The 25213-nt window shown below is 73.2% G+C and carries 21 protein-coding genes, 2 tRNA genes and 1 pseudogene; 10 read left to right on the plus strand and 14 right to left on the minus strand.

Annotated features, from left to right (window positions below; genetic code table 11):
* Positions 1 to 35 precede the first annotated feature (35 nt).
* Positions 36 to 350 (minus strand): DUF8129 domain-containing protein, encoded by a 315-nt coding sequence (locus WCD74_RS12560; RefSeq protein WP_337695176.1) that lies wholly within the window; start codon positions 348 to 350, stop codon positions 36 to 38.
* Positions 351 to 498: 148 nt separating this feature from the next.
* On the opposite strand from WCD74_RS12560, the gene WCD74_RS12565 reads away from it, so the two are divergent.
* On the plus strand, positions 499 to 1074 hold the full coding sequence (locus WCD74_RS12565; RefSeq protein WP_337695177.1) for a dimethylsulfonioproprionate lyase family protein: 576 nt from the start codon (positions 499 to 501) through the stop codon (positions 1072 to 1074).
* Positions 1075 to 1117: 43 nt separating this feature from the next.
* On the opposite strand, the gene WCD74_RS12570 is transcribed toward WCD74_RS12565, so the two are convergent.
* A tRNA-Glu gene (locus WCD74_RS12570) sits at positions 1118 to 1190 on the minus strand.
* 53 nt (positions 1191 to 1243) lie between these two features.
* Positions 1244 to 1315 (minus strand) — tRNA-Gln (locus WCD74_RS12575).
* A gap of 177 nt (positions 1316 to 1492) precedes the next feature.
* On the opposite strand from WCD74_RS12575, the gene ileS reads away from it, so the two are divergent.
* Complete coding sequence (gene ileS / locus WCD74_RS12580; protein ID WP_337695178.1) at positions 1493 to 4618, plus strand: isoleucine--tRNA ligase; 3126 nt, start codon at positions 1493 to 1495, stop codon at positions 4616 to 4618.
* Positions 4619 to 4691: 73 nt separating this feature from the next.
* Here the strand turns inward: ileS and WCD74_RS12585 are convergent, their stop codons facing one another.
* Positions 4692 to 5273, minus strand: a complete 582-nt coding sequence (locus WCD74_RS12585; RefSeq protein ID WP_337695179.1) for a TetR-like C-terminal domain-containing protein — start codon at positions 5271 to 5273, stop codon at positions 4692 to 4694.
* A 41-nt stretch (positions 5274 to 5314) separates the two neighbouring features.
* Between WCD74_RS12585 and WCD74_RS12590 the strand changes: the two genes are divergently transcribed.
* Complete coding sequence (locus tag WCD74_RS12590) at positions 5315 to 6214, plus strand: Vgb family protein (RefSeq protein WP_337695180.1); 900 nt, start codon at positions 5315 to 5317, stop codon at positions 6212 to 6214.
* 4 nt (positions 6215 to 6218) lie between these two features.
* Complete coding sequence (locus WCD74_RS12595; protein WP_337695181.1) at positions 6219 to 6938, plus strand: DUF899 domain-containing protein; 720 nt, start codon at positions 6219 to 6221, stop codon at positions 6936 to 6938.
* Between the two features lie 69 nt (positions 6939 to 7007).
* Here the strand turns inward: WCD74_RS12595 and WCD74_RS12600 are convergent, their stop codons facing one another.
* The 4 genes from WCD74_RS12600 to WCD74_RS12615 are packed head-to-tail and all read right to left on the minus strand — an operon-like array spanning position 7008 to position 10275.
* Entirely contained in the window at positions 7008 to 7979 is a 972-nt protein-coding gene (locus WCD74_RS12600) for a LacI family DNA-binding transcriptional regulator (protein ID WP_337695182.1), read from the minus strand.
* A gap of 42 nt (positions 7980 to 8021) precedes the next feature.
* Positions 8022 to 9128 (minus strand): galactokinase, encoded by a 1107-nt coding sequence (galK, locus tag WCD74_RS12605; RefSeq protein WP_337695183.1) that lies wholly within the window; start codon positions 9126 to 9128, stop codon positions 8022 to 8024.
* Positions 9125 to 10117, minus strand: a complete 993-nt coding sequence (galT, locus tag WCD74_RS12610) for a galactose-1-phosphate uridylyltransferase (RefSeq protein ID WP_337695184.1) — start codon at positions 10115 to 10117, stop codon at positions 9125 to 9127. The genes galK and galT overlap by 4 nt, the downstream gene beginning before the upstream one ends.
* On the minus strand, positions 10114 to 10275 hold the full coding sequence (locus tag WCD74_RS12615; protein ID WP_337695185.1) for a hypothetical protein: 162 nt from the start codon (positions 10273 to 10275) through the stop codon (positions 10114 to 10116). Before WCD74_RS12615 ends, galT begins: the two co-directional genes overlap by 4 nt.
* Before the next feature lie 122 nt (positions 10276 to 10397).
* Here WCD74_RS12615 and WCD74_RS12620 point away from each other — a divergent pair, with 122 nt between their 5' ends.
* Both WCD74_RS12620 and WCD74_RS12625 read left to right on the plus strand, forming a co-directional pair.
* Positions 10398 to 12059 (plus strand): sodium:solute symporter family protein, encoded by a 1662-nt coding sequence (locus WCD74_RS12620; protein ID WP_337695186.1) that lies wholly within the window; start codon positions 10398 to 10400, stop codon positions 12057 to 12059.
* 14 nt (positions 12060 to 12073) lie between these two features.
* Positions 12074 to 12358, plus strand: coding sequence for a hypothetical protein (locus tag WCD74_RS12625; RefSeq protein WP_337695187.1), 285 nt, complete (start codon positions 12074 to 12076; stop codon positions 12356 to 12358).
* 130 nt (positions 12359 to 12488) lie between these two features.
* Here WCD74_RS12625 and WCD74_RS12630 read toward each other — a convergent pair whose 3' ends face one another.
* Positions 12489 to 13616 (minus strand): CaiB/BaiF CoA transferase family protein, encoded by a 1128-nt coding sequence (locus tag WCD74_RS12630; RefSeq protein ID WP_337695188.1) that lies wholly within the window; start codon positions 13614 to 13616, stop codon positions 12489 to 12491.
* Positions 13617 to 13746: 130 nt separating this feature from the next.
* Here WCD74_RS12630 and WCD74_RS12635 point away from each other — a divergent pair, with 130 nt between their 5' ends.
* The 4 genes and pseudogenes from WCD74_RS12635 (at position 13747) to WCD74_RS12650 (ending at position 18802) form a co-directional block, all read left to right on the plus strand.
* Positions 13747 to 16125 carry a class F sortase gene (locus tag WCD74_RS12635; RefSeq protein WP_337695189.1) on the plus strand — a complete coding sequence of 793 codons (2379 nt, stop codon included), beginning with the start codon at positions 13747 to 13749 and terminating at the stop codon, positions 16123 to 16125.
* Between the two features lie 284 nt (positions 16126 to 16409).
* Positions 16410 to 17162 (plus strand): AIM24 family protein, encoded by a 753-nt coding sequence (locus tag WCD74_RS12640; RefSeq protein ID WP_337695190.1) that lies wholly within the window; start codon positions 16410 to 16412, stop codon positions 17160 to 17162.
* 52 nt (positions 17163 to 17214) lie between these two features.
* Positions 17215 to 17940 (plus strand): thiamine pyrophosphate-binding protein, encoded by a 726-nt coding sequence (locus tag WCD74_RS12645; RefSeq protein ID WP_337695191.1) that lies wholly within the window; start codon positions 17215 to 17217, stop codon positions 17938 to 17940.
* Positions 17941 to 17945: 5 nt separating this feature from the next.
* Positions 17946 to 18802, plus strand: a pseudogene (locus WCD74_RS12650) (transketolase family protein).
* Here the strand turns inward: WCD74_RS12650 and lysS are convergent.
* The 5 genes from lysS to serA form a co-directional block, all read right to left on the minus strand.
* The gene (lysS, locus tag WCD74_RS12655) at positions 18792 to 20504 is read right to left on the minus strand and encodes a lysine--tRNA ligase (protein WP_337695192.1); all 1713 of its coding nucleotides are present in this window, start codon (positions 20502 to 20504) and stop codon (positions 18792 to 18794) included. The pseudogene WCD74_RS12650 and the gene lysS overlap by 11 nt on opposite strands.
* Before the next feature lie 31 nt (positions 20505 to 20535).
* Positions 20536 to 21330, minus strand: coding sequence for a fumarylacetoacetate hydrolase family protein (locus WCD74_RS12660; RefSeq protein WP_337695193.1), 795 nt, complete (start codon positions 21328 to 21330; stop codon positions 20536 to 20538).
* A 9-nt stretch (positions 21331 to 21339) separates the two neighbouring features.
* Entirely contained in the window at positions 21340 to 22254 is a 915-nt protein-coding gene (locus WCD74_RS12665) for a hypothetical protein (protein ID WP_337695194.1), read from the minus strand.
* Between the two features lies 1 nt (position 22255).
* Entirely contained in the window at positions 22256 to 23302 is a 1047-nt protein-coding gene (locus WCD74_RS12670) for a 3-isopropylmalate dehydrogenase (RefSeq protein ID WP_337695195.1), read from the minus strand.
* A 142-nt stretch (positions 23303 to 23444) separates the two neighbouring features.
* Entirely contained in the window at positions 23445 to 25013 is a 1569-nt protein-coding gene (serA, locus tag WCD74_RS12675) for a phosphoglycerate dehydrogenase (RefSeq protein ID WP_337695196.1), read from the minus strand.
* Between the last annotated feature and the right edge of the window lie 200 nt (positions 25014 to 25213).

Raw genomic sequence — 25213 nt, forward strand, 5'->3', positions numbered from 1 at the left:
CCCGTCGTCGGGATCGATGGGGGTCCGCTCGTCGGTCAGCCGCCCCAGGTGACCTGACGCAGGCCGTGACGGTCCGGCGGGCCGGGCTCGGCGGCACCGGACGGGTCGACCGGGGAGCCGTGGCTCGTCCCGCCCGTCTCCGGGTGCACGTCCTGACCGCCCGACGACGGTTCGGCGCCCTGCTCGAGCTGCTCGCGCCGCGCCCGCATGACCTCGAGGACCGGCAGGCGGTTCCCCATCGACTGCTCGTGGGCGATGAGCTGGTCGAGCTGGTCGAGGTCCAGGGCGCGGATGCGGTCGGCCACCGACCCCAGGGGCAGGTGGTCGAAGTCCGGGATCGGCAGGCTCACGGCGAACTCCTCTCGCGGGAGCCACCGGGGAACCCGCTCGACCCGTCGTCGGAAACGCACATGTGGGCGGAGCCCAGGTGAGCACTTCTCCGTGCTCTGGCACGGAGAAGTGCACACCTGGGCTCCGCTCACATGCCAGGATCGCCCCGTGACCGCCGCCGGGCCCGCCGTCGACGCCCTGACCGCCCGGTTCGTGGCCGCGCTGGGCCGACGCGGGGCGATGGCGGAAGTCATGGCGGTGGCGAGCCTCGGTGGGGCGCCGCAGCTGGTCGACACTGCGCCCGACCTCCCCGTGCTCACCCACCTCGACGACGCCCTCGCGCGGGTCGGCGAGGAGGTCGACGAGCAGCTCCGGGACGCGCTGACCGTCGTCACGCGGCGCGTCGCCTGGACCCGGACCGCCTCCTACGCCGACGACGAGGCCCTGTTCGCGGGCTACGCCCACGCCGCGCTGCGCACCGACGACGACGTGGTGCTCGGGCTCGTCGTCCTCGGCCCGGACGTGCACTACCGGGCCCACCACCACCCCGCCGAGGAGTACTACCTGCCGCTGGGGACGATCGGCTGGGACCACGGCGAGGGGTGGGTCGACGAGCCGGCGGGCGAGCTCGTGCACCACGCGCCGTGGCAACCGCACGCGATGCGCACCGGCGAGCGGCCGGTGCTGCTCGCCTACCTGTGGTTCGACGAGGTCGACACCCCGTCGGCGTTCGTGGAGCCCTGAACGACGAAGCGCCCCGGCCCGCAGGCCGAGGCGCTCTCGTGTGTAGCCCCGAGGGGATTCGAACCCCCGCTACCGCCTTGAGAGGGCGGCGTCCTAGGCCGCTAGACGACGGGGCCCTAGGAGGAACAGCGGCTGGAACTCTACTTGATCGCCCACTCGCTGCTCGCAGCTGGGGTACCAGGACTCGAACCTAGAACAACTGAACCAGAATCAGCCGTGTTGCCAATTACACCATACCCCATGGCTGTCACCCACCGTGACCATCGGTCCCGTTGGCGACGCCCGATACTGTACCGACCGCGTCGACGTGGTTCGAGCACCCCCCACCCGTCCCGGTGTCCGAGCAGGCCGTCATCGGCGGCTGGGTAGGCTGGAGCGGTTCGCACGCCCCCTCCGACGGCTAGGGAAAGCACCACCCGTGAGCGCCCCAGAACACCATTTCGCCCCGCTGTCCTCGAGTGTCGACCTGCCGGCCGTCGAGCAGGAGATTCTCGAGCGGTGGGACAAGCGTGACGTGTTCCGCCGGTCGCTGGAGCAGACCGCGCAGGGCGAGCCGTGGATCTTCTACGAGGGCCCGCCCACCGCGAACGGCACGCCCGGCACCCACCACGTCGAGGCACGCGCGTTCAAGGACCTGTTCCCGCGGTTCCGGACGATGCGCGGCTACCACGTCCCGCGCCGCGCCGGCTGGGACTGCCACGGCCTGCCCGTGGAGCTCGCCGTCGAGAAGGAGCTCGGGTTCACGAGCAAGGGCGACATCGAGCGCTACGGCATCGCCGAGTTCAACGCGGCCTGCCGCGAGTCAGCGCTGCGCAACGTCTCGGCCTTCGCCGCGATGACCGAGCGCATGGGCTACTGGGTGGACCTCGACGAGGCCTACCTGACGATGGCCCCGCGCTACGTCGAGAGCGTCTGGTGGTCGCTCAAGACGATCTTCGACAAGGGCCTGCTCGTCGAGGACCACCGGGTCACGCCGTACTGCCCGCGCGACGAGACGCCGCTCTCCGACCACGAGGTCGCGCTGGGCTACGAGGACGACGTCGACCCGAGCGTCTACGTCCGCTTCCCGTTGACCGACGGCCCGTGGGCGGGCGCGAACCTCCTGGTCTGGACGACGACGCCGTGGACCCTGCCGTCGAACACGGCCGTCGCGGTCGAGCGGTCCGTGGTCTACGTGCGGGTGCGCCACGGGAACGAGGACCTGGTGCTCGCCGAGGACCTCGTCGGCCACGTCCTCGGTGACGACGTCGAGGTGACCGCCCGTCTCACCGGCGCCGAGCTGATCGGCTCGCACTACACGCGGCCGTTCGAACTGCTCGAGGCCGGCCGCTTCGGCGACGCGTTCCGCATCGTCCACGGCGACCACGTCACCACCGACGCCGGGACCGGGCTGGTGCACATGGCGCCCGCGTTCGGCGCGGAGGACCACCATGTCGCGCGCGCCGAGGGCCTGGAGATGGTCAACCCGATCGGTTCGAACGGGCACTTCTACGACGACGTGCCCCTGGTCGGCGGGATGTTCTTCAAGGCGGCCGACCCGACGCTGGTGGCCGACCTCGAGGCCCGCGGCGTGATGTTCCGGGCGGAGCAGTACGAACACTCGTATCCACACTGCTGGCGCTGCCACACGCCGCTGATCTACTACGCACTGCCCAGCTGGTTCATCCGCACGACGGCGGTCCGCGAGCGCCTGCTCGAGGAGAACGAGGCCACGAGCTGGTACCCGCCGCACATCAAGCACGGCCGGTACGGCGCGTGGCTGGAGAACAACGTCGACTGGGCGCTGTCGCGCAAGCGCTACTGGGGCACGCCGCTGCCGATCTGGCGCAACGACGCCGACCCGGCCGAGGTCGTCGTCGTCGGGTCGCTCGCGGAGCTGGGGAGCTGGGCCGGCGAGGACCTGAGCGCGCTCGACCCGCACCGCCCCTACGTCGACGACGTCACCTTCCCCGCCCCGAGCGGGACCGGGACGATGCGGCGCGTGCCCGACGTCATCGACGTCTGGTACGACTCCGGCGCGATGCCGTTCGCCCAGTGGGGCGCGCCGCACCACCACGAGGCCGACTTCGCGCAGGCCTACCCCGCGCAGTACATCTGCGAGGCGATCGACCAGACCCGCGGGTGGTTCTACTCGCTGATGGCGGTCGGGACGCTGGTGTTCGACCGGTCGTCGTACGAGAACGTGGTCTGCCTGGGGCTGCTGCTCGACGAGCAGGGCCGCAAGATGTCCAAGCACCTCGGCAACATCCTCGACCCGTTCGAGCTGTTCGCCACCCACGGCGCCGACGCGGTGCGCTGGCTGATGCTGGCCCAGGGCAACCCGTGGGTCGACCGGCGCGTGGGGCACGAGACGCTGCGCGAGATCGTCCGGAAGGTCCTGCTGACCTACTGGAACACCGCGTCGTTCCTGGTCACCTACGCCAACGCGGCCGGGTGGTCGCCGTCGGCGCCGCGGCCGGAGACCCGCCACGTCATGGACCGGTGGGCGCTCGGCGAGCTGCGGGCGTGCGTCACCGAGGTCACCGCGGCGCTCGAGGACTTCGACTCCTCCCGGGCCGGCCGGGCGATCGTCGCGTTCGTCGACGACCTGTCGAACTGGTACGTGCGCCGCTCGCGCCGCCGCTTCTGGGACGGCGACCCGGCCGCGCTCGCGACGCTGCACGAGTGCGTCGAGACGGTCAGCCGTCTCATGGCCCCGTTCACGCCCTTCGCGACGGACTACCTGTGGACCCTGCTGCAGGGCGAGGGCGGCTCCGGCCTGGCCGAGGGCACGCCGGACTCGGTCCACCTCGCGAGCTGGCCGGTCGTCTCGGGCGTTCCCGACGGCGGGCTCCGGTCGGAGATGGAGCTCGTCCGGCGCGTGGTGGAGCTGGGCCGGTCGACCCGGGCTGCCAGCGGAGTGCGCACCCGCCAGCCGCTCTCGCGCGCCGTCGTCTCCGCCCCGGGCTTCGCCGACCTCGACCCGGACCTGCTCGCCGAGATCGCCGACGAGCTCAACGTGGCGAAGGTCGAGACGGCCGGCTCGGAGCTGGTCGAGCTCGACGTGAAGCCGAACTACCGGGCTTTGGGCAAGCGGTTCGGCAAGCAGACGCCGGCCGTCGCCGACGCCGTGAAGGCCTCGACGGACGCCCCCGTCGATGGAGTCCTGACGGTCGTCGTGGACGGCGAGCCGGTGGCGTTGCAGGGCGACGAGATCGTCGTCAGCGAGACCCCGCGCGAGGGCTGGGCGGTGCGCTCCGAGGGCGGCCTGTCGGTCGGCCTCGACACCGAGCTGACCGACGACCTGCGCGAGGCGGGCCTGCTCCGCGACGTGCTGCGCTTCGTGCAGGACGCCCGCAAGAAGCTCGACTTCGAGGTCTCGGACCGCATCGACCTGTGGTGGACCGCGACGCGGGCCGACACGGCGACGGCCATCCGCCACGGCGCCGACACCGTGGGCACCGAGTGCCTGGCGGTGTCGGTGACCGAGGCCGGCGGCCCCGCGGAGCTGGAGCCGCAGTCCTCCGCGGAGCTCGGCCTCACGGTCTGGGCCCGCGTGGCCTGACGCCGCTCCCACCCGGCCGCCCGTTCCGTACGAACGGGCCGTTCGTCACCTTCTACCGTGACGGACGGCCCGGTCACGTCGGCCGGCGAAGCCCGTCCACGACCGCCCGCACGTAGCCCGCCGCGTCCGCCTCCGTCGGCGCGTCCCCGAGGTGCAGCAGGTGGTGGTAGAGCGGACCGAGCGCGCCGACGAGGACCCGCCGTGGGTCGACCGACCCGTCGACCTCCCCCCGCGCCACGGCCCGTTCGACCACGACCGCGCTGCGCCGGTAGCGGTCGTCCAGGAACCGGTGCAGCGCCTCGCTAGCGCGGGGGAACCGCTCGGCCGCACCCATCAGGGCGCGCACCGACGACTCCGGCGGGCCCACGTACTCCAGCACCTCCCGGGCCAACGCCTCGAGGTCGGCGCGCAGCGAGCCGTGGTCGGGCGGGGTCCAGGCGTCGGCCGCGGCGGCGTCGAAGGTGTCGGCGAGCAGCCCGCCGACGTCGCCCCAGCGCCGGAACACCGTCGCGCGGTGCACGCCCGACCGCGCCGCCACCCCGTCGACCCCCAGTCCCTCGAGCCCGTTCACGGCCAGCTCCTCGACGACGGCCGCCAGGACCTGCTCCCGCACCCGGGCGGTCCGCCCGCCGGGCCTTGACGTCCCACTCGCCACGACGGCACTCTATCGCGACATCAGTCGTATTTGGAGGCCGCATGCCGCGCCGCATCTCCGTCGGTGGGCCCGACGACGGGCCCTACGCCCTGGGCCTCGACGCGACCGGCGCCGTCTGGGCGTCCCTCGTGTACTCCGGCCGCCTGGCGCGCCTCGAGGACGGCACGTCGACGATCGTGGACCTGTACGCGCCCGACTCCCGCCCCTCCCGCTTCGCCACGACGCCCGACGGCAGCCTCTGGTGCACCCGCACCGGCGACCACCGCGTCGACCGTCTCGTCGACGGCACCTGGCACGGCGTGGACACCGGCGCCGGCACCGGGCCCTACGACGTCACCGCCGGGCCCGACGGTGCGGTGTGGTTCACCGCGATCGGGGCCGAGGCGATCGGCCGGATCGACCCGGTGACCGAGGAGGTGGCACTGCACCCGCTCCCGGTCGCCGGCATGCCCGCGATGATCACGACCGGCCCCGACGGCGCCCTGTGGTGCACGCTCAACCGGGTCGGCGCGCTGGCGCGCCTCGACCCGGCGTCGGGAACGATCGATCTCCACCACCTTCCCGACGCCGGGTGCGGCCCGGTCGGGATCGCGGGCGACGCCGGCGGGCTGTGGTTCGTCGAGATCCTCGCCGGACGCGTGCGCCGCCTGACCGCCGACGGCACGCTCACCGAGTACGACCTGCCCGATCGCACCTCCAAGCCGCACGCGGTCGTCACGGCCGGGGGCGGATGCTGGGTCTCGCTGTGGGGATCGAGCGGCCTCGCGCACGTCGCGGACGACGGGACCGTCACCGTGCACGACGTCCTGGAGGCCGACGACCACCCGCACGGGCTCCTCGTGCGCGAGGGCGAGCTGTGGGTCGCGTGCGACAGCGGAAGCGTGATGGTCCTGAATCAGGACTGGTGTGTTGCACGTTCGGAGCGACGTGTGTCACGGTGAGGTCATGAGCCTCCCGCAGATCACCGACCGCGAGACCTGGCTGAAGGCCCGCCGCGAGCTGCTCGTGGCCGAGAAGGAGCACACGCGGGCCCGCGACGCCCTGAACACCCGGCGTCGGGAACTCCCGATGGTGGAGATCACCGAGCAGTACCGCTTCACCGGCGCCGACGGCGAGGTGTCGCTGGCCGACCTGTTCGGCGGGTACCGCCAGCTCACGGTCAACCACGTCATGTTCGACCCGGCCTGGGACGAGATGTGCCCGAGCTGCTCGGCCGGCATCCGCGAGTGGACGCCCGGGGTGCGCGAGCACCTGCGTTCGCGCGACACCGAGCAGGTCTTCGTATCCCGCGCGCCGTACGAGAAGCTCGCCGCCTGGAAGGAGCGCCAGGGCTGGACCATCCCCTGGTACTCGTCGTACGGGTCGAGCTTCAACGCCGACTTCGGCGTCACCGTCGACGTCTCCGGCCCGACGATGTCCTTCAACTACCGCGACGACCCCACCTGGGAGGGCGCCGAGGGCACGCAGGAGATGCCGGGCTTCAGCGCGTTCCTGCGCGTCGACGACCGGATCTTCCACACCTACTCGTCCTACGCCCGGGCCGCGGAGTGGTTCGGCGGCTCGTACGCCTACCTCGACCTCACCGCCCTCGGGCGCCAGGAGGACTGGGAGGAGCCGAAGGGCCGGGCGGACTCGGTGCGCGCGGGAGTCCCGGTGTTCGACTGATGTGCGCTCCGCGCAGGTGAGCACTTGTCCGGGTCCAGGCACGGAGAAGTGCTCACGGGGCGAAGCCACCTACGCGCTGCCCCTGACCACCAACCGCGGCGCGAGTGTCCGGTGCTCGGCCGGGTGGCCGTCGAGCCGGCGGCCCAGCACCTCGACGAGCGTGCGGCCCAGCTCGTACTTGTCGGTGTGCACGGTCGTGAGCGGCGGGTCGACCAGGGCGGCCATCGTGATGTCGTCGTAGCCGACGACGGCGACGTCGCCCGGTACCTGCCGTCCGGCCGCCTTCACCGCCCGCAGCGCGCCGATCGCGAGCAGGTCGTTGAACGCGAAGACGCCCGTGACGTCCGCGTGGCGCCCCAGGAGCTCGCGCAGGCCCGCCGTCCCGCCGGCGACCGTGGGCGGTGCGGTGACCACGGGTCCGCCGGCGGCCTCGAGGAACGCGCGGCGACGCTCCGGCTTGTTCTCGACGGCGCCGTCGAGCATCCCGAGCCGGACGTGCCCGCGCGACGCCAGGTGGTCGGTGGCCAGCCGGGTCCCGGTCAGGAAGTCGGTCCGCACGGTGGCCACGGAGGCATCGGGCGCGGGCCGGTCCGCGACGACCAGGGGCAGCCGCCGGCCCAACGCGGCGAGGGCGGCGTCGTCGAGGGCCTCGAAGAAGCCGATCGCCCCGGCGGCACCGGCGTCGACGATCGCGCGGCCGGCCTCGGCCTCGGCGCCCGCGTCCGCGTCGGTGTTGTGCACGACGACGGCGAGCCCGCGGGCGGCGGCGGCGTCGAAGACCCCGCGGGCGACGGCCGGGAAGAACGGGTTCGCGATGTCGGGCAGCACCAGCGCGACCGTCCCGGCCCGCTGGGTGCGCATGCCGCGGGCGAACGCGGACGGGCGGTAGTCCAGCTCCTCGATGGTGGCGAGGACCTTTCGCCGGGTCGCCTCGCTGATGTCGCCCTTGCCGTTCATCGCGCGGGAGACGGTCTGGCGCGAGACGCCGGCGGCCTTCGCGACGTCGTCGATCGTCACCCGCACCGACCGGGACGCCTCCATGATCACGGAGCCTAGGCGAGGCGAGCGGAGCGACGGGACATCTCAGGCGTCCCGGCGGGCACCGGCGGACGGCGCGACCTCGCGCACGGTCGGCTCCGGCCGCAGTCCCCGGCAGGCCTCCGACACGGGACCGACACGCGTCGAGGGCACCAGCGCGATCACCGACCCGCCGAAGCCGCCGCCCATGATGCGCGCGCCGAGCGCCCCGGCCCCGACGGCCGCGTCGACGATCGCGTCCACCTCGGGCACGGACACCTCGTAGTCGTCGCGCAGCGAGGCGTGCGACGCGGACAGCACCGGCCCGACCTCCTCCGGACGCCCGGCCCGCACCAGGCCGACGACCTCGTGCACCCGCGCCTGCTCGGTGACGACGTGCCGCGCCCGCTTCTTCGGGGCGCCCTCCGGGAGGTTCTCGACGGCGGGCAGGGTCGCGTCGCGCAGGGCTGGCACGCCCAGCGCCTCGGCCGCCGCGACGCACCCCGCTCGGCGGTCGGCGTACCCGCCGTCGGCGAGGTCGTGGCGGACGCGCGAGTCGATCACCAGCACGGCCAGACCGGCCTCCTCGAAGCCCAGCGCGACGTCCTCGGTCGCCATCGACCGGCAGTCCAGCAGCAGCGCCGAGCCCTCCCGGCACAGCAGCGACGCCGCCTGGTCCATGATCCCGACCGGCGCGCCCACCACCTCGTTCTCCGCCCGCCGCCCCGCCTCGGCGAGGGCGACGCGGTCGAGGTCCCGACCGGTCAGCTCGGCGACGGCCAGCGCCACCGCGCTCTCCAGCGCCGCCGAGCTCGACAGCCCGGCACCGAGCGGGACCTCCCCGTGCACCACGAGGTCCCACCCCTGCCCGACGCCGAGCGCCCACAGCGTCCCCACCGGATAGGCGCTCCACCCGGTCGCGGACGCGAGGTCGGCGACGGCGAGCTCGACCGGCTCGGTGCCCGGGTCGTCGGAACGGACGGCCACGCGGTCGTCGTCGCGCCGGGCGGCCGCGACGTACGTCCGCCGGTCGACGGCGAAGGGCAGGACGTGGCCCTCGTTGTGGTCGGTGTGCTCGCCGATGAGGTTGACCCGGCCCGGCGCGGAGAACACGCCCTCGGGGTCGCGGCCGTGAGCTGCGCGGAAGGCCTCGACGGCGCGGTCGGTGCTCACGCCGGCACCGTCGCGCGCTCGGCCGCGTCGCGCAGGCGGGGCCCGGCGACCTCCGGCGCGACGTCGGTCAGGAACGTCCCGCCGAACGTCTCCGAGCCCGCCAGGTACTTGAGCTTCCCACCACCACGGTGCGGCGGGCAGATCTCCAGGTGCAGGTGGCCGAGCGCACGCTCGTCGTCGGGACCGCTCACGGGCGCCGAGTGGACGCCGAGCAGGTAGGACGTCGCGAAGCCGAAGTACTCGTCGTAACCGGCCAGCACGCGGGCGAGGACCCGGGCGAGGTCGTCGCGCGCCTCGCGGTCGAGCTCGGGCAGCGTCCCGACGTGGTCGCGGGCCCAGAGGTCGACCTCGTAGGGGAACCGCGCCCACGGCGGCACGCCGGCGAGGAAGTGCGTGCCCTCGACCACGACCCGCGGGCCACCCTGCTCCTGGTCGACGACGTCGCAGAACACGCACCGCCCGGTGCGGTCGCGGTGCTGCCGGGCTGCGCGCTGCTCGCGGGCGGGGCGCGGCGGGACGTCGGGGTAGGCGTAGATCTGGCCGTGCGGGTGGTGCAGCGTCACCCCGACCGCCTCGCCCTTGTTCTCGAACGGCAGCACGTAGCCGATCTTCTCGTCGGCGGCCAGCGCGGCGAAACGGTGTGCCCACGCGTCGACCAGCAGCCGCACGCGGCGCTCCCCCACCGAGGCGAGCGTCGCCTCGTGGTCGTCGGTGAACACGACCACCTCGCAGTGCCCGTACGCGGGCTCGACCGGCACAAGGTCGGTGCCCTCGAGGTCCGGCGGCGGCGGGTCCGTCGACAGCGACGGGAACCGGTTGTCGAAGACCGCGATCTCGAAGTGCTCGCGCGGGACCTCGGTCGGAGCGCCGCCGGGGTGCGTCGGGCACAGCGGGCAATCGGCCGTGGCCGGCTTGTAGGTCCGGTCCTGACGATGCGTGGCGAAGGTGACCCACTCGTCGTGCGTGGGGTCGTAGCGGCGCTCGCTCACTCCGGACCCGCCGAGAAGTAGGTGATCGACCGGCCGTCGGGAAGGGTCTCCGGCTCGACGACGAGCCCGGGCATGTCGCCGCCACCGGTGTCAGCAATGGTCCGTTGCTGACGTCCAGCGTCAGCAACGGACCATTGCTGACCGTCCTCGCCCGTCATCCGCGGCCGTCCCTTCATGCCCTCTTGACGCCCGACCCGTGCCGGGCCCATGGTGTGCGCCAGCTGACGATAACGTTCACGGGAACCTTCACGGAACCCCGAGACCCGTCCGAGAGGTCGCGATGCTGCGCCTGAACCCGGGATGGCTGGACTACACGCTCCTGGCGCTCTACTTCGTCGTCGTGCTGGGCATCGGCGTGGTCGCGCGCCGCGCCGTGGGCACCAGCGCCGACTTCCTGCTCGCCGGCCGGTCGCTGCCCGCTTGGGTCACCGGCCTGGCGTTCGTCGCCGCCAACCTGGGCGCGACCGAGATCATCGGCATGGCCGCGAACGGCGCCGAGTACGGCGTCGCGACGGTGCACTACTACTGGATCGGCGCCGTCCCGGCCATGGTCTTCCTGGGCATCGTCATGATGCCCTTCTACTACCGCTCGAAGGTCCGGTCGGTGCCGGAGTTCCTGCGGCTGCGCTTCGGCAACTACACGCACGTGCTCAACGCGGTCGTCTTCGCGGTCGCGTCCGTGCTGATCGCGGGGGTGAACCTCTACGCCCTCGCGATCGTGCTGAACGCCCTGCTCGGCTGGCCGGAGTTCCTGGGCATCGTCGTGTCGGCGGCGGTGGTCCTGGTCTACATCGGCTTCGGCGGGCTGGGGTCGGCGATCTACGGCGAGGTGCTGCAGTTCTTCGTCATCCTCGCCGGCCTGATCCCGCTCGCGATCGTCGCCGTGCGCTCCGTCGGCGGCTTCTCCGCGCTGGCCGACCGGGTCACCGCCTCCGCCCTCGGCGAGGAGGGCCTGCACGCCTGGCAGGGCACCGGGGTCGGCGACGTCACGAACCCGATCGGCGCCAACTGGGTCTCGATCGTCCTGGGCCTCGGCTTCGTCCTCTCCTTCGGCTACTGGACGACGAACTTCGCCGAGATCCAGCGTGCGCTCTCGGCCAAGGACCGCAGCGCCTCCCAGCGCACCCCGCTGATCGCGGCCTTCCCGAAGATCCTGATCCCGGCCGTGACGATCATCCCGGGCCTCGTCGCGCTCATCGCCATCCCGAACTTCGGCAACGACGCCGCGGGCGGCCTCGAGTACAACGACGCCATCCCCGCCCTCATCGGCCAGCTGCTCCCCGAGGGCGTCCTCGGCATCGCATTGACCGGCCTGTTCGCCTCGTTCATGGCGGGCGTCGCGGCGAACGTGTCGAGCCTGAACACGGTGGTCACCTACGACCTGCTCCAGCCCTACCTCGCGAAGGGCCGCAGCGACCGGTACTACCTCAACGCGGGCCGCTGGGTCACCGCGGGCGGCGTCGTCATCGCGATCTTCACCGCGCTGCTCGCCGCGGACTTCAACAACATCATGACCTACCTGCAGTCGCTGTTCGGGATCTTCAACGCCCCGATCTTCGCGACGTTCATCCTCGGCATGTTCTGGAAGCGCACCAGCGGCTGGGGCGGGTTCGCGGGCCTGCTCTCCGGTGTCCTCGCCGGCGCGCTGGTGTTCGTCCTCGCCGAGGCGGGCGCGGTCGACTTCGGCTCCGGCATCGCGACGAGCTTCTACCAGGCCGGAGCGGCGTTCCTGGTCGACGTGGTCATCACCGTCGCCGTCTCGCTCGCCACCGCGAAGCCCGAGCCGGAGCGCCTCGCGGGCATCGTCTACGGCGTGCCCGGGGCGGACGGCGTCGTCCCGACGCTGCGCCAGCCCAAGGAGCGCGTCTGGTACCGCAAGCCGGTGCTGCTCGGCGGCCTCGCCCTCGCCCTGACCGTCGTCCTCAACATCGTCTTCGCCTGAGAACCGGAGCCATCGTGAGCGAGCCCATCCAGCCCGGTCGACCGCAGACCGAGGTCGAGACCGGCAGCCGCATGCAGCGACTGTTCGACCTCCGCTACGTCATCGGCGCCCTGCTCGGCGTCTACGGCGTCATCCTCGTCGTCCGCGGGCTGCTCGACGGCCCGGAGGAGCTGGCCCGCGCGGCCGGCCTCTCGATCAACCTCTGGACCGGCGTCGGCCTGCTCGTCGTCGCCGCGATCTTCCTGGCCTGGGGCCTGACCCGGCCCCTGGGCATCGACGTCGAGGAGAACATCGACTGAGCCCCGTTCGGAGACGGCGGGCCCTGCCGCGGCCGCGGCGCGGCGGCCGCGGCAGGACCGGCCGTCGGGAAGATCACCGGGCCCTCATCGGTCGCGGGACATCCCGTCGACCCCGACGGGGGTCCGCTCGTCAGACCTGCGGGCCGACGTCGGGCACCGGGTCCATGCGGGGCGTGCGGCCGTCGAGGTAGGTGATCGGCGGGAGCAGCGTGCGCACGGGACCGTTCGGCGTGCCCACCTCCACGAACCTCCCGCGCTCCTCGTGCTGGGGGTGGCGGAGCACCTCGTCGAGCGTGCGACGGCGGGCGTTGGCGATGCCCGCCTGCTCGAGCCGCTCGACGAACCCGTCGCCGGTGAGGTCACGGAGCACGCCGTCGATCACCGCGTGCAGGTCCGGCCGGTGCTCGATGCGGTCGGAGTTGGTGACGAAGCGGGGGTCGTCGGCGATCGCGGCGTCGCCCAGGACCACCTCGCAGAAGCGCCGCCACTCCCGGTCGTTCTGGATCGAGAGCACGACCTCCTGACCGTCCCCGGTGGCGAACGCGCCGTACGGGGCGATCGCGGCGTGGCTGGTCCCGGCGCGGACCGGCGCCTTCCCGCTGCCCGCGGCGTAGTGCAGCGGGAAGCCCATCCACTCGCTGAGGGCGTCGAACAGGCTGACCTCGAAGGTCGTGCCCTCCCCCGTGCGCTCGCGGTCGTAGAGCGCGGCGAGGATGCCGGAGAACGCGTACATGCCGGCCCCGATGTCGGCGGCCGGGATACCGGCCTTGGCCGGCTGCTCCTCGGTGCCGGTGACCGAGACCAGCCCGGTCTCGGCCTGGATCAGCGCGTCGTAGGCCTTCGCGTCGCGGTAGGGCCCGGTCGAGCCGTACCCCGAGATGCTGCAGTGGATCAGCTCCGGGTGGTCCCGACGGAGGTCCGCGGCGCCCAGCCCGAGACGCTCGGCGGCGCCGGGGGCGAAGTTCTGGACGAAGACGTCCGCGCTCGCGATCAGTTCCCTGACCCGGGTGAGCTGCCCGTCGTCCTTGAGGTCCGCCGTGACCGACTCCTTCGACCGATTCAGCCACACGAAGTGGCTCGACAGCCCGTTGACGGTGGTGTCGTAGTCGCGGGCGAAGTCGCCCCGGCCCGGCCGCTCGACCTTGACGACGCGCGCGCCGAGGTCCGCGAGGTGCCGCGTGGCCAGGGGGGCGGCCACCGCCTGCTCGCAGCTCACGACGAGGATGCCGGCCAACGGGAGCGCGCGGGTCTCGACCATGGGTCCCGATCGTGCCCGTCCCGCCCGGCGTTGTCCCGATCACGCAGTGATCCCGCGTCACGTGAACCGGCCCGACTCGTTCCACGAACGAGTGACACCTGTTCGGACGAGTAGACCGGGAGTCGACGGGATGAAGGGCGCGAGCACGGCCACCGCGCTGGCGGTGGTGTCCACCCTCGGCATCGGCGTCGCACTCTGTTCGCAGGCACCGCCGCCGACCGTCCTCGCCGCGGGTCCGCACCTCGTCGTCGCGGGCGAGGACCACTCGGGTTCCGACGACGGCTCGGGGGACTCCGGCGGGCTGTCCGGGCTGGTCCGCGGGCTGACGGGGCCGTCCTCGGACTCGGACGACTCGTCGGAGTCGCAGGACTCGTCGTCGGAGGATTCGTCGTCGGAGGACTCGGAGAAGTCTGACGACTCGCCGTCGTCGGCGAGCTCGCGGGATTCATCCTCATCGTCGTCGGACTCCCCAGCACGCTCGTCCGGGAAGGTCCTGCGCGAACTCACCGTCACCCCACCGGTGGAGCGCAGTAGCCGGTCGTCGTCCTCCCTGCTCGACACCCCGACCGTCGAGCTGCCGGCGGTCTCGGTGCCGTCGGTCCCGCTCGGCCCGGTCGGCACCCCGCCGGTGACGGTCGGCTCGGCGAGCCTGCCCTCGGTGCGGGTGGCGCCGCAGCAGCCGGCGCCGGTCGACGTCGGCACCCTGCGTCTCCCGGCGGTGTCCGCGGGGTCGACGCAGCTCGGGCCGGTCTCCACGCCCTCGCTGGACGTCGGCGCGACCACGCTCGCGGCGCCGGGCGGGGCCCCGGAGGTCGGCCTGCCCTCGGTCGGTGTCGGGCCGACGCAGGTGGGCCCGGTCTCCGCCCCCTCCGTCGCCCTCGACCCGACCACGCTCTCGACGGCGGGCGCCGCCCCGGCGGTCGGCCTGCCCTCGGTGTCGGTGGGCTCGTCGACGGTGGGCCCCGTGTCGGTGCCGCCGGTCGCCCTCGCCGCGCCGACCCTCCCCCTGCGGCCGGTCTCGCCCCTGACCGCGGCCGTCACGGCCCCGCCCCGGGCGCTGGTCGCCCTCGCCGTGACGTCGGCACCGTCCCTGCTCCCGACCCAGCTGACCGCGCCGCCGTCCGGTGACCAGGGTGTCCTGCGGGTCGCCCACCTGTCCCCGTCGACGGGGGCGGTCGACATGTACGTCAGCGGACCGGATCTCCCGTCGACCAAGGTGGCCTCGGACGTCACCTACCGGACCCTGTCGAACTACCTCACCGCCTCCCCCGGCATCTACACGCTCGCCGCGCGCCCGGCCGGCGCGGACCCGGCGTCCCCGCCCGCGTTGAGCGCGAACGTGGAGGTCGGGGTCCGGAGCGCCCAGACCGCGGCCTTCGTCGACATCGGCCCGAACTCGACCCCGCAGGCCGAGGTCCTCGACGACGGGACCCAACTCGCGAACCCCGGCCGGGCCTACGTCCGCGTCGTCTCCGCCGCGTCCGGGGTCGGCCCGCTGAACGTCACCGCCGAGGGCGGCGGCACGCTGGCCAGCGGCGTCTTCTACGGGACCAGCTCGCCCTACGCCGAGGTCGACGCCCGCTCCTGGACGATGGACGTCACGACGACGTCGGGCGAGACCGCCCGGACCACCCTGCCGGTCACGAGCACGTCGGTGAACACCGTGGTGGTGGCCCGGGACCCGCAGGGCGCGCTCACCGTCACCGCCGTGCCCGATGCGGCACCGCTGTTCGCCCCGGCCGCCGCTCAGTCCCCGGCGCCGGCCGTTCCGGCCGCACCGCAGTCCCCGGCTCCCGCCGCACCGCAGTCCCCGGCACCCGCCGCACCCGCTCCTGCGGCACCCGCCGCTCCGGCTCAGCCGAGTGCCCCGTCGAGCACGCCGACGCCGTCGACCACCACCCCGGCGCCCGCCCCGACACCGAAACCGGCTCCCGCACCCTCCACCCGTCCGACCCCGCAGGGCGGCGTGCCGGCCGGGTTCGGCGGGATGTCGGGCGCGGTCGTCGACCTCCCCGCCCGCCCGGCGGCCCCCACCGAGCCGGAACTCCCGACCTGGGGCGCGCCGACGAGCCCCGTCCGGCCCGCCGGTCTTCTCGTGCCGGACGCGAAGATCGATGCACCCGCCGTCGGGAACCTCGGCCTGGACCGCGACGGCGAGCTGCAGGCGCCGGCCACCCCGCACGACGTCGGGTGGTTCGGGTCGACGCCGGGTGACGCCGGGCCGGCCGTGCTGGTCGGGCACGTCGACTCGTGGCGCGGCCCGGGCGTGTTCTGGAACCTGAAGGATCTCGAGGCAGGCGACCCGATCGACGTGCCGCGCAGCGACGGCACGGTCGCGCGGTTCGCGGTGGACCGGGTGCAGACCGTCGACAAGGACACGTTCCCGACGGAGGCCGTCTACGGCGCCACCGCGGGCCCCTCGCTGCGGCTGATCACCTGTGGCGGCGCGTTCGACCGGTCCGCGCGCTCCTACGAGGACAACGTGATCGTCTACGCGTCCCCGCGCTGACGAGCGAGCACCCTCGGCGGTCCGACACCGCGCCGCACAGCCGGGAGTGCTCGTTGATCACAGGCGTGGCCCACACCGCGCCCGCCCGACTCGCCGAGCGAGCACCCTCGGCGGTCTGACACCGCACTGCACCGCCGAGGGTGCTCGCTGATCAGGGCTGCTCCTAGGGGTGGCCCCCGGGAACTTCGGGGGTTGTCCCCCTCGTTGACCCTTCGTGTTCGCGGCGAGAATGATCTCCGTCGAGGACCTCGGCAGCAATCACCACGAGTGATCAGGAGACCGCCGTGCGCAGCAACCTCTTCGCCCCCGAGAACCAGGAGCAGGAGTCGGCCCAGCCCGGACTGCGCCTGCAGAACTCGAAGATGCTCAAGATCGAGCTCAACGGCGAGGCCATGGCCCGGCAGGGGTCGATGGTGGCCTACCAGGGCGACGTGCGCTTCGAGGCGATGGGCGCCGGCGGCATCGGGAACTTCTTCAAGCAGAAGCTCACCGGCGAGGGCGTCCCGCTGATGAAGGTCAGCGGCCGCGGCGACGTCTTCCTCGCGAACGCCGCCTCCGACGTGCACATCATCGACCTCGAGGGCCCGCAGGACGCGCTGACGATCAACGGCAGGAACGTCCTGGCCTTCGACGCGAGCCTGTCCTACGACATCCAGATGGTCTCCGGCGCGGGGTCCATGGGCGGCGCGGGCCTGTTCAACTGCGTGTTCCGCGGCCAGGGCCGCCTCGCCATCACCTGCAAGGGCTCGCCGGTCGTGCTCACCGTCGACGCGCCGACCTACGCCGACCCCCAGGCCGCGATCGCCTGGTCGGCGGGCCTGCAGGTGGGGGCGCACCGCGCCGAGCAGTTCGGGCTGAAGACGCTCATGGGCCGGACCACCGGTGAGGCCTTCACGTTGGCCTTCGGCGGTCGGGGCTTCGTCATCGTGCAGCCGTCGGAGGAGGTCCCGCTCGACATGCTCGCGGGCGGCGGCAGCGGCCAGGAGGCGGGCGTCGGCGGTGGCGTCGGCGGCGTGCTGAACAACTTCCTGAGGTGAGGCGGAGCCACCTCTTGACCTCAACCTTCCTCGAGGTCGCACCGTCGTCGGCATGACGACCACACGACCACGAACGGACACCGCCGAGCTGTCCCGGCTGGTGTCGCTGATGACCGGCGACGAGAAGCACACCGCCGCGGCCGAGTCGACCCTCGACGTGCTGGCGGTCCTCTACGACCGCGTGCTCCGCGTGGACCCGCGGTACCCCGACGACCCGGTCCGTGACCGGTTCCTGCTCTCCAAGGGCCACGGGCCGATGGCCTTCTACGCGGTGCTCGCCGCGCACGGGTTCCTCGACGAGGCCGAGCTCGCGGGCTGGGCGCGGCCCGGTTCGCGGCTCGGCCTGCACCCCGACCGGGTGCTGGTGCCCGGCGTGGAGATCGGGTCCGGGTCGCTCGGGCACGGCCTGCCGCTCGCCGTCGGGACCGCCCTCGGCCTGCGCATCCGTGGGCAGGAGACGCAGCGCAGCGGAGCTCGACCATCGATGCCGACGACGCCCCGGGTGTTCGTCCTGGTCGGCGACGCCGAGCTCGACGAGGGCTCGAACCACGAGGCCATCGCCTACGCCGGGCGCTCGGGCATGGCGAACCTGACCGCCGTCGTCGTCGACAACGCCTCCGCCACGCACCGCGGGGAGCTCGCCGAGCTGTTCCTCGCCGAGGGCTGGCGCGCGATCACGGTCGACGGCCGCGACCACGACGTCCTCGAGACCGCACTGACCGCCGCCCACGACGACCGGCCGCTCGCGGTCGTCGCCGTCGTGGAGTCGAAGGGATGACCATCATGACGACGGGAATCGCCGCCCCCACCATGCGCGAGGCCTTCCTGCAGGCCGCCGCTGACGCGATCGACGCCGACGACCGCGTCGCCCTGGTCCTCGCCGACATCTCCGCCGGCGCCGGGCCGATCCCGGACCTCGCCGCGCGCCGTCCGCACCAGGTCCTCAACGTCGGCATCCGCGAGCAGCTGATGCTCGGCGTCGCCGGGGGCCTGGCGCTCACCGGGATCCGACCGGTCGTGCACTCCTACGCACCGTTCCTGGTCGAACGCCCCTACGAGCAGCTCAAGCTCGACCTCGGCCACCAGGACGTCGGGGCGGTCCTGGTCTCGATCGGTGGGTCCTACGACCAGCCGGGCATCGGCCGCACGCACGAGGCGCCCGAGGACGTCGCCGTGATCGACACGCTGCCCGGCTGGACGGTGCACGTCCCCGGGCACCCCGAGGAGGCCGACCGACTGTGCGGGAGGCGATCGCCGACGACGGGCGCGTCTACGTGCGGCTCTCGGACGAGACCAACGCCGAGCCGCACCACGGCGACGGGCTGCAGACCGTCCGCGAGGGACCGGGCGGCGTGGTCGTCGCGGTGGGCCCGACGCTGGACCGGGTCCTCGCCGCCGACCGCTTCCGCGACGCGACCGTCCTCTACACCTCGACGGTGCGGCCGTTCGACGCCGCGGGACTGCGCCGCGCCGTCGGCGACGACCCGGCCCCGACGGTGACGATGGTCGAGCCCTACCTGGAGGGCACCTCGACCCGGGTGATCGCCGAGGCGCTGGCCGACCGGCCGCACCGGACGGTCATGATCGGCCACCCGCGCGAGGAGTCACACCGGTACGGCGACCACGAGCTCAGGCTGTGACGAGCGAGCGCACCGTGTCCGGGCCGGCCGCGAGCAGCAGCGTGGGCAGGCGCGGACCGGTGTCCGACCCGACGAGCAGCCGGTAGAGCAGCACGAAGAACCGTCGCTGCGCGGCCTTGAGCTCGTCGGTCGGCGTCGTGTCCAGCGGCAGGCCGGCCTGCAGCTTCGGGACGCCGTAGACCAGCGAGGTGAGGCCGTCGAGCGACCAGTCCTGCTCCAGGCCGTCGAGCAGCAGCCGCAGCGACGCGCGGTCGGTGTCGTCCAACGACGCCAGCAACGCCGTGTCCGGGGCCGCGAGCAGCCGCGTGTGCGCCTCCTCCGGCATGTAGTGCTCCACCCACGCCTCGGCGCGGTCGAGCCGGGGACGCAGGTCGTCGAGCGTGACGGGCTCCTCCGGGTCGCTCGCGACGAGGCCGGTGAGGATCCGGCCCAGCTGCTCGGCGTTCCCGGTGGTCACGTCGACGACGGAGGTGAGGGTGCGGAACGCGACCGGCTGCGGCGTCGTCGGGAGCGCTCGCTCCGCCGTCGCCACCGAGCGGGCGTGCCCGAGCGCCTCGATGGGCGGCGCGGTGCCGCCCGCGACCTTGCGGGACAGCGCGTCCCACTCGTCGTAGAGCCGGGAGAGCTCGGCGTCGAACGCGACCTTGATGGCCTGGTTCGGACGACGGCGGGCGTAGAGCCAGCGCAGCAGCGGCGCCTCGAAGACCTCGAGCGCCGACGACGGCGTGGGCACGCCCCCCTTGGACGACGACATCTTCGCCTGCCCGGAGATGCCGACGAAGGCGTACATCGGCCCGATCGGCTGCCGCCCATCGAAGATCTCGGAGACGAGCAGACCGCCGACCTCGTACGACGAGCCCGGCGAGGAGTGGTCGACCCCGCTCGGCTCGAAGTCGACGCCCTCGTAGGCCCAGCGCATCGGCCAGTCGACCTTCCACACCAGCTTGCCGTGGGTGAACTCGTCGAGCCGCACGGTCTCCGACGACCCGCACGCGCAGGTGAAGGTCATCTCGGTGGTGTCGTCGTCGTAGGCGAGGATCGTGGTGTCGTCCTTGCCGCACGTCGAGCAGAACGGCTTGTAGGGGAAGTACTCCCCGGTCGCGGAGCCCACCGCCTCGTCGTCGGGACCCTCCCTATCGGCGTGCTCCCCTGAATCGTCCGTCGCGGTCTTCCTCGTCCGGAACCGACCGAGCACGGCGTCGATCCGCGAGCGCTCCCGCATCGCGAGCAGCGTCCGGTCGACGTAGGCGCCGGAGGTGTACATCTGCGTCTGCGAGATGCCGCGGAACGGCACGCCGAGCTCGTCGAGCGCGGCGGTCATCGGGGCCTTGAAGTGCTCGGCCCAGTTCTCGTGGGCGCTGCCGCGCGGCGCGGGCACGGCCGTCAGCGGCTTGCCGATGTGCTCGGCCCACGAGTCGTCGATGCCCTCGACACCCTTCGGCACCCGGCGAAAGCGGTCGAAGTCGTCCCACGAGATCAGGTGCTCGCACGGGATCCCGCGGCGGCGGATCTCGTCCGCGACCAGGTGCGGGGTGAGCACCTCGCGCAGGTTGCCCAGGTGGATCGGGCCGGACGGGCTCAGGCCGGACGCACAGACGATCGTCCGTCCGGGCTCGGCCTTGGCGACCACGTCGTCGGCGAGCGTCGCCACCCAGTCCTGGGAGGTCGACTCGGCGGCGTCACCGCCACGCTTGCGGGCCATCAGCGCCGTTCCCCGTCGCTGCGCTCGCCCGTCATCGGTCCCGCACCGGGTTCGTCAGCGTCCCGATCCCCTCGACGGTCACGGACACGGTCTGCCCGTCGACCATGGGCCCGACACCGGCCGGGGTGCCGGTGAGGATCGTGTCGCCGGGCAGCAGCGTCATGACGCGGCTGATGTAGGCGATCTGCTTCTCGATGCCGTGGATCAGCATGCTGGTGCGTGACTTCTGCACGGACGCGCCGTCGAGCGTCGTCTCGATCGCCAGGTCGGACGGGTCGAGCTGCGTCTCGATCCACGGGCCGAGCGGGCAGAACGAGTCGTAGCCCTTCGCGCGCGTCCACTGGCCGTCGCTCGACTGCAGGTCGCGGGCGGTGACGTCGTTGGCGACGGTGTAGCCGAGCACGACGTCCTTCGCGCGCGCCTCGGGCACGTCCCGGCAGGGCTGGCCGATGACGACGGCGAGCTCGCCCTCGTAGTCCACCCGCTGCGAGTCCGCGGGGCGCTGGATCGGCAGGCCCGGCCCGATCACGCTGGTGGAGGGCTTCATGAAGATCAACGGGTTCGCGGGTGCCTCGCCGCCGCCCATCTCCGCGACGTGCTCGGCGTAGTTCTTGCCGATGCAGACCACCTTCGACGGCAGGATCGGCGCGAGCAGCCGGACGTCGGCGAGCGGCCAGGTCTTCCCGGTGAAGGTCGGGTCGCCGAAGGGGTGCTCGGCGATCTCGGCGCACACGTCGCCGCCCTCCGGGCTGCCCCCCGCCGTGGTGGGCGACTGGAGGGCGACGAAGGAGACACCGTCGGGATGGGCGATCCGGGCGAGACGCACGCGACCAGCCTAGTCGCGGGGGACGACGACCTCTCCGGCCGCCACCGGCTCCTCGTCGGCGACGAGCGTCCAGCCCCCGGCCCGCCCGAGCTCGGCGTCGAGGGCCGCCACGCCGCCGCGCGGCACGCCGAGCCACGCGCCCTGGTCCGACCACACCCAGCCCAGCCCGACCTCCGGCAGGGCGCGCGCGACCGCGACGTGCAGCACCGTCGAGAGGTACTTCACGTGGCTCGCCCACCCGAGGTCGAGGGTGGTCCGCCCGACGAGCGTCAGCCGCATCGCCACGCGGGTGTCGCTGACGCGCAGGTCCTCGACGACGATCTCGGTGCCCGTCAGCCGGGCCAGGTCGTCGACGTGCTCGCGCAGGGTGTCCTCGAGCTGCTCGACGTGGCTCTCGTGGAAGGCGAGGGCGCCGAGGTGGTCGTCGGTGTCGAAGTCCTCGTGGTAGTACCCGCCCTCCCACAGGGCGGAGAGGGTGGTGTAGCTCGTCACCGGCTCGCCCGCGTCGGCCACGGCCTCCATCAGGTCGACCGGGCGCGGGGTGCGGGGCCGGAAAAGCCCGGCGCGGTCGAGGATCCCGACGACGCGGGCGAGTTCCGCGCGGCCCTCGGGCGAGAGTTCGGGTGGCGGCCGGACCGGCTGCTGCTGCGGCGTCGGCACGTCGCTCGTGACGGGCGCCCGCCCCGGGACGTAGCCGCCGACCGGCCCGGACTCCTCGGCCTCCCGGGCCCGCCGCGCCGCGCGGTGGTGGCGCACGGCCACCGTCGTGAACCCGATCAGGGCCACGGCGGCGAGCCCGACCAGCGGCCAGGGGTCGTCGAGGCTGCCCGGACCGAACGCGAGGTAGAGGAAGTAGCCCGCGACGACGAGGCCCCCGACGCCCCAGAGCAGGGCGAGGAGGTCGTCCAGCGACCAGCGGCGCACGTCAGGCCGAGGTGCGGGTCCCCGCGGCGCTGGAGACGAGCGCGGCGAGCCGGTCGCCGACGGCGCTCGTCCCGCCCGGGTTCTGGTGGTCGCGCGTGGCGAGGTCGAACGCCACGGCGGCCTCGACGCGGCGGGCCAGTTCGGGCTCGCCGAGGTGGTCGAGCAGCAGCGCGACGGAGAGGACCGCCGCCGTCGGGTCGGCGATGCCCTTGCCGGCGATGTCGGGCGCGCTGCCGTGGACCGGCTCGAACATGCTCGGGTTGGCGCGGCTGACGTCCAGGTTGCCCGACGCCGCGAGCCCGATCCCGCCGGTGACCGCGGCCGCGAGGTCGGTGAGGATGTCGCCGAAGAGGTTGTCGGTGACGATCACGTCGTAGCGCGACGGGTCGGTGACCAGGTGGATCGTCGTCGAGTCCACGTGCTGGTAGTCGACCGAGACCTCGGGGTGCTCGAGCGAGACCTCCTCGACCACGCGGGACCACAGCGAACCGGCGTGCGTGAGGACGTTGGTCTTGTGCACCAGGGTCAGCTTGCGGCGGGGCCGGTTGCTGGCCCGGGTGAACGCGTCGCGCACCACCCGCTCCACGCCGAACGCGGTGTTGATGCTGACCTCGGTCGCGATCTCCTGCGGCGTGTCCTTGCGCAGCAGGCCGCCGGTCCCGGCGTACGGACCCTCGGTGCCCTCGCGGACGACGACGAGGTCGATCTCCGGCTGGGCCGACAGCGGCCCGCGGACGCCCGGGTAGAGCCGCGCCGGGCGCAGGTTGACGTGGTGGTCGAGCTCGAAGCGCAGGCGCAGCAGCAGACCGCGCTCGAGGATGCCGCTCGGGACCGACGGGTCGCCGACCGCGCCGAGCAGGATCGCGTCGTGCTCGCGCAGCTCGGTCAGCACCGACTCCGGGAGCAGCTCGCCGGTCGAGTGCCAGCGGGCGGCGCCGAGGTCGTACTGGGTCGACTCGATCTGCGGCGCGACCTCGGACAGGACCTTCAGGGCCTCGTTGACGACCTCGGGACCGATGCCGTCACCGGGAACCACCGCGAGTCGCATGTCCAGCCTTCCTCCCCCGACGGGCCGACCTCGATGGTGCGACCGACCTCACCTGCGGTGGAGGCTACCGCGCGTGTCGGTCGGACTCCGCACCGGATCACTCCATGGGATGCGTCCGGGGCCCGCGTGCCCTCTTCAGGGGTCAGCCGAACGGGATCGATCGGGTGGTCCGGGCGTCCAGCGCCTGCCCGATCGGGGCGAGCACCTCGGCCGGGACCGCCCGGTCGACGCGCAGCAGCATGACCGAGGAGCCCCGGTCGCGGGTCTGCGAGAGCTGGGCGGCCTCGATGTTGACGTCCGCCTCGCCCAGGCGGGTGCCGACCAGTCCCATCGCGCCGGGCCGGTCGGTGTACTCGAAGAGCAGCACGTGGCCCTCGGCGCGCAGGTCGAACGACCGCCCGTTGATCTCGACGAGCTTCTCCACCTGGTCGGTGCCGGTGAGGGTGCCGGAGACCGTGGTGCGCCCGGCCCGCAGCGTCACCACGCTGCGGTGGTTGGGGCTCTCCGACGCGGTCTCCGTCGTGACGCGCAGACCCCGGTCGGCGGCCAGCGACGGGGCGTTGACGAACGTGACCGGCTCCTCGACGACCTCGCCGAACACCCCGCGCAGCGCCGCGAGCTGGAGGACCGCGACGTCCTCGTGGGCGAGCTCGCCGCGCACCTCCACGGTGACCGCGTCCGGCTGTCCGACGAGCGTGGACAGCAGGGTCCCGAGCTTCTGCGTGATCCCCAGCCACGGCCGGACCTCCTCGCCGACCGCCCCGCCCTGCACGTTGACCGCGTCCGGGACGAAGTCGCCCTGGAGCGCCTTGAGCACCGAGTGGGCCACGTCGGTGCCGGCCCGGTCCTGCGCCTCGGCGGTGGAGGCGCCGAGGTGCGGGGTGGCGGTGACCTGCTCGAGCTCGAACAGCGGGCTCTGCGTCGTCGGCTCGGTGACGTACACGTCGACCCCTGCCCCGGCGACGTGCCCGGAGCGGATCGCCTCGGCGAGGGCCTCCTCATCGACCAGCCCGCCCCGGGCCGCGTTCACGACGATGACGCCGGGCTTGGTCCGGGCCAGCGCCTCCTTGCCGATCAATCCCTGGGTCTCGGGCGTCTTCGGTAGGTGGATCGTCATCATGTCGGCGCGGGCGAGCAGCTCGTCGAGGTCGACCAGCTCGATACCGAGCTGGGCGGCGCGGCTCGCCGGGAGGTACGGGTCGTAGGCGATCACGGTGGTGTCGAACGCCCCGATCCGGGCGGCGACGAGCTGGCCGATCTTCCCCAGCCCGATCACCCCGACCGTCTTGCCCTGGATCTCGACGCCGGAGTACCTGCTGCGGGCCCACTCGCCGCGTCGGAGGCTCGCGTCGGCGGCGGGGATGTGGCGGGCCGTCGCCAGCAGCAGGGCGAGCGCGTGCTCTGCGGCCGAGACGATGTTGCTCGTCGGCGCGTTGACGACCATCACGCCCGCCGCCGTCGCGGCCGGCACGTCGACGTTGTCCAGCCCGACCCCGGCGCGCCCCACGACGGTGAGGTGCCGCTGCGCGGAGAACACCTCGGCGTCGACCTGCGTGGCGCTGCGGACGAGGAGCGCGTCGGCGTCGCGGACGGCCTCGAGCAGGGCGGGGCGGTCCGTCCCGTCGACGTGCCGGACCTCGACCTCGTCCCCGAACACCTCCAGCGCCGACGCGGCGAGCTTCTCGGCCATGAGCACGACGGGCTTCGACATCGGTCTCCCCGGGGTCGGCGGCGCTGCGGACGATCAGTCATCGTGCCCCAGACCACACCGGGACCCAAGGGGCGTCGCCTCCTGACGTCAGCGGTGGCACACGGTTGACGTCCAGTGTCAGCAGGTCGCCACGACGGCTCGCCAGCCCCGTCGTACCGTGCCGCGCCGCGTGTCAGCCGTGGCCCACGGCTGACGTCCAG

It is taken from the genome of Actinomycetospora aurantiaca (assembly GCF_037401875.1).
GTDB lineage: Bacteria > Actinomycetota > Actinomycetes > Mycobacteriales > Pseudonocardiaceae > Actinomycetospora > Actinomycetospora aurantiaca.

Bases quoted from the DNA above. Each gene is read 5' to 3' on its own strand.
- WCD74_RS12620 (WP_337695186.1), top strand. From the start codon at position 10,398: ATGCTGCGCCTGAACCCGGGATGGCTGGACTACACGCTCCTGGCGCTC.
- WCD74_RS12595 (WP_337695181.1), top strand. From the start codon at position 6,219: ATGAGCCTCCCGCAGATCACCGACCGCGAGACCTGGCTGAAGGCCCGC.
- WCD74_RS12590 (WP_337695180.1), top strand. From the start codon at position 5,315: ATGCCGCGCCGCATCTCCGTCGGTGGGCCCGACGACGGGCCCTACGCC.
- WCD74_RS12635 (WP_337695189.1), top strand. From the start codon at position 13,747: ATGAAGGGCGCGAGCACGGCCACCGCGCTGGCGGTGGTGTCCACCCTC.
- WCD74_RS12600 (WP_337695182.1), bottom strand. From the start codon at position 7,979: ATGGAGGCGTCCCGGTCGGTGCGGGTGACGATCGACGACGTCGCGAAG.
- WCD74_RS12645 (WP_337695191.1), top strand. From the start codon at position 17,215: ATGACGACCACACGACCACGAACGGACACCGCCGAGCTGTCCCGGCTG.
- lysS (WP_337695192.1), bottom strand. From the start codon at position 20,504: ATGGCCCGCAAGCGTGGCGGTGACGCCGCCGAGTCGACCTCCCAGGAC.
- WCD74_RS12630 (WP_337695188.1), bottom strand. From the start codon at position 13,616: ATGGTCGAGACCCGCGCGCTCCCGTTGGCCGGCATCCTCGTCGTGAGC.
- WCD74_RS12615 (WP_337695185.1), bottom strand. From the start codon at position 10,275: ATGACGGGCGAGGACGGTCAGCAATGGTCCGTTGCTGACGCTGGACGT.
- serA (WP_337695196.1), bottom strand. From the start codon at position 25,013: ATGTCGAAGCCCGTCGTGCTCATGGCCGAGAAGCTCGCCGCGTCGGCG.
- WCD74_RS12670 (WP_337695195.1), bottom strand. From the start codon at position 23,302: ATGCGACTCGCGGTGGTTCCCGGTGACGGCATCGGTCCCGAGGTCGTC.